Origin of the sequence: Mycobacterium sp. (assembly GCF_052143115.1) — a bacterium.
In the GTDB taxonomy this organism is placed as follows: Bacteria; Actinomycetota; Actinomycetes; order Mycobacteriales; family Mycobacteriaceae; genus Mycobacterium.
Map to the genome: position 1 here is coordinate 1 of NZ_JBKQTQ010000157.1, position 3,221 is coordinate 3,221.

General features: G+C 66.7%; 3 protein-coding genes. All 3 read right to left on the reverse strand.

From position 1 onward, the window contains the following. Positions 1-22: 22 nt before the first annotated feature. Positions 23-1,108, reverse strand: coding sequence for a cupin domain-containing protein (locus ACLQI9_RS15960; RefSeq protein WP_442376847.1), 1,086 nt, complete (start codon positions 1,106-1,108; stop codon positions 23-25). After that, on the reverse strand, positions 1,108-2,664 hold the full coding sequence (locus tag ACLQI9_RS15965; protein ID WP_442376849.1) for a PPE family protein: 1,557 nt from the start codon (positions 2,662-2,664) through the stop codon (positions 1,108-1,110). The genes ACLQI9_RS15960 and ACLQI9_RS15965 overlap by 1 nt, the downstream gene beginning before the upstream one ends. Before the next feature lie 120 nt (positions 2,665-2,784). Then, the coding region (locus ACLQI9_RS15970; protein WP_442391909.1) for a UbiA family prenyltransferase at positions 2,785-3,221 on the reverse strand (437 nt) is incomplete at its 5' end.

Genomic DNA, 3,221 nt, shown 5'->3' on the forward strand with positions numbered 1-3,221 from the left:
GGGCCGCTTCCCACTCTCCCCGTCACCACACGGATCGGGCTGCCCTCAGCTCCACCGTCCTGCTGCGACAGGAACGGCGACGTCGGTCTCTCACCTCCGTTCGAATCAACAGCGCCTCACGGCGCACGGGTTGGTACTTCCGCACGACTGTCTGTCCGTCGACCGAGATGGCGTCGGAGGCATGTCCGACTGGTGGACATTGGCCGCGGCGGACCAAGATATCCGCCAATGCGTCAAGCCCTCCCGCGACGGCGCGAGGGTCCTCGAACGCTCTCGCAGCGTCACGCAACAGGGCGCCCAGGGTCGCGCGCGCATCCGCGTCGTCAAGATGCCGCGGAGGCAGACGGACGTTCAGACGATCGTCGGAGAAACTCAGCGAGTTGAGCGCCGCGACGGCAAACGTGAGCGCGGTGGGCGCGTGGATGCCCACAGTCAGGTGGACCGACGGCTCGGAGGTTGCTTCCGCCGCGTGAACTCGCCCGCGCGGCACGTACAGCACGTCGCCGACTTCCAGACGCAGGTCGGTCGGTGACGGCAGACCGTCGGCAACCCACTTCTCCTCACGCCGCAGCTGGCGGGGCAGCACGTCGGCGCCTTCGTATAAATGCCAGATCTTTGATCCCTGAATTTGCAGGATCAACACGTCGTGCCCGTCGTAGTGGGCGACGAAGCCTTGTGATTCGGGTGGCGTGACGTAGGCGTTGACCTTTGTCGCGAAGTTCAGCTCGACCTCGATGGCGTGCGCCAGCGAGGCAATCGCGCGCACGTACTGCTCAACGTCATCCAGCACGATCGTGTAGCCGTCGGCAAAGTCGCTTCGGACGCGGACCAAATCGAGACTGCCATCAGCAAGCCGGTAGTTGTCCGGGCCTTTTTTGTCGTGCTCTTTGGTCAGGCGCACCCTCGACGGCTCCGGTCGAAACAACTCTAGAAGGTCCTCAACCGCCGACGGCCCGGGTAGGAGGCTGTCGAAGTAGCCGACGCAGTGTCGCTTGACGTGGTAGTGCGTTTGCGCCCATATTTCGTTGAGAAAGGTCTCCACCGACAGAGGTTGGAGCAACCAGGCCAGCGAGAACTCGACGTCAACGCCCGATAAGCATTGCGGCATCAGTCGTGCTCTCCGCCTTCTTTCGCGTCGCCGGCCTGGTCCGGATTCTGGTCCGGATCCCAGCTACTCGGCAGCATCGGCATGCGCGGGGCACTGCCGAACTCATCATCGGCCAGCGTGGTCAATCCCGCCGCGGTCGCGGCGGTCTTCTTGCTTACCGTGCCGGCAAACCCCAACGGGCCCGCACCCCGATCCGACGCCACCGTCTCCCGACCCGGCGGCGCGCCCCAGTCCTGGTCGACCTGGACATTCATATCCATATATTCGTTGCCGTACCCGCGCATACCCGCGCGCCGGCGCCGCCGACGCGGCGCCGCCACGGCCGCCGCGGTCGCCGCCACTTCGGGCGCTTTCGCCGACCCTCGGGACGTCGGCTCCTGAGTTTTGGCGCTGGCACTCATCCCCGACCCGACGCCAATGCCGGGTGGTCCTATCGCGTAGGGCGGCACAAAACCCGGCCCACTCCCCGCGGCAGGCGGTGTCGGCGCGGCACCAGCGACAGTGCTTGTCGTGGACGCGGGAGAAGGGCTTGGGGATGTGCCGGGGGCGGTGCCGCCCGCACCTATCGCAACAGGGCTGCTCGTCACCGCCGGCAAACTGTGCGTCTGGGGCGACGGCGCGGCCGCCACGGCAGGCGCTGTGGCCGCGTCAGGTTGGATTCCAGCAAAGCCGGCCAGGCCCGCGACGCCGGCGCCAGATCCGGCCGGCACGGCGAACGGAAGTGCGAAAGTTTCGGGGAAGTACTGAACGACCTGGATCGCGTGGCCGAACTCGTCTGACGCCACTCCGACAACGTCGTACTCCAGCTGTAGTAGCCCTTGCGCCGGGTTCTGTCCGATTAACTGGATGTCCCTCGACACGGTTTGGATGGGTTCGAGGACTCGATTTATCCACCAACTCAAGCTGTATGGATTCCCGGCGTCGTTGTCGACGATGGGAAGTATCCCCTTGTCGGGGATGCCCTGCCCACCGTAGGTGCCACCGGTGGTCCCGGGGCCGGTCTGGACCCCTTGGGCGGAACGCACGATTTGCGGCGCCGGATCGGTCTGCGGCGCCGCAGTCACCGCGGCGGCTGAGACCGTTTGATAGGTGGTCATCGTGGTGGCCGCCTGAATCCACATCCGCGCATAGTCGGCCTCGTTGAGCGCGATGGGAATGGTGTTGATACCAAAGAAATTCGTCGCCACCAACACCCCGTGGATCACGTGGTTGGCGGCCAGCTCCGGCAAGGTCGGCATCGCGGCCAACGCCGCGGTGTAGGCGGTGGCGGCGGTGTCATGCTGGATAGCCTCCGAGGCGCTCTTGGCGCTGGCCTGCACCAGCCACGCCAGGTAGGGCAGATGCGCAGCCACGTACTGGTCGGCACTGGGGCCCTGCCACGCGCCGGCCTGCACCGCCGCCAAGACCGTGCTGAGCTCCTCAGCGACTGACGCGTATGCCGTGCTCAACGCGTTCCACGCGCCGGCCGCAGCCAGCAGCGACCCGGGTCCCGGGCCACTGTTCAACAACGCCGAATGCACCTCCGGCGGCGAGGCAAACCAGATCGGCGCCGTCATCGGCCCATCCCGCAAACGACCCCTACGACCACGCCGGGGATTCAATACGACGCTGTGTCGTAGGCGCAAGACCCCGACGGGGTAGGGGGTATCCGCAGGTCTGGGACGCGGCGCTGACGGTCAGACGCGCAGCAGCGTCGGCAGCGCCATCGCGGAGTCGAGCGCCAACGCGCAGAACACCACCGCCAGGTAGTTGTTCGACTGCAAGAACAGCCGCAGCGGCTTGACCGGCTCGCCGCGGCGCACACCCGCGTAGAGCTGGTGCGCCATCGTCAGGAACCACGCCCCGGCCACCGCGGCCACCGCCGTGTACAGCCACCCGGCAGCCAGCGCCAGCGCCAGCGTCGCGGCCACCGTCAGCCAGGTGTAAATCAGGATCTGCTTGGTGACCTGGCGTTCGGTCGCGACGGCCGGCAGCATCGGCACGCCAGCGGCTTTGTAGTCCTCCTTGTACCGCATGGCCAATGCCCAGGTATGCGGCGGCGTCCAGAAGAAGATGATCGCGAACATCACCAGCGCCGGCCAACCGATGGTGCCGGTGACGGCCGACCAGGCGA

What these genes read in the sequence shown, in the direction of transcription:
- ACLQI9_RS15960 (WP_442376847.1), bottom strand. Translation starts at nt 1,108, where the DNA reads ATGCCGCAATGCTTATCGGGCGTTGACGTCGAGTTCTCGCTGGCCTGG.
- ACLQI9_RS15965 (WP_442376849.1), bottom strand. Translation starts at nt 2,664, where the DNA reads ATGACGGCGCCGATCTGGTTTGCCTCGCCGCCGGAGGTGCATTCGGCG.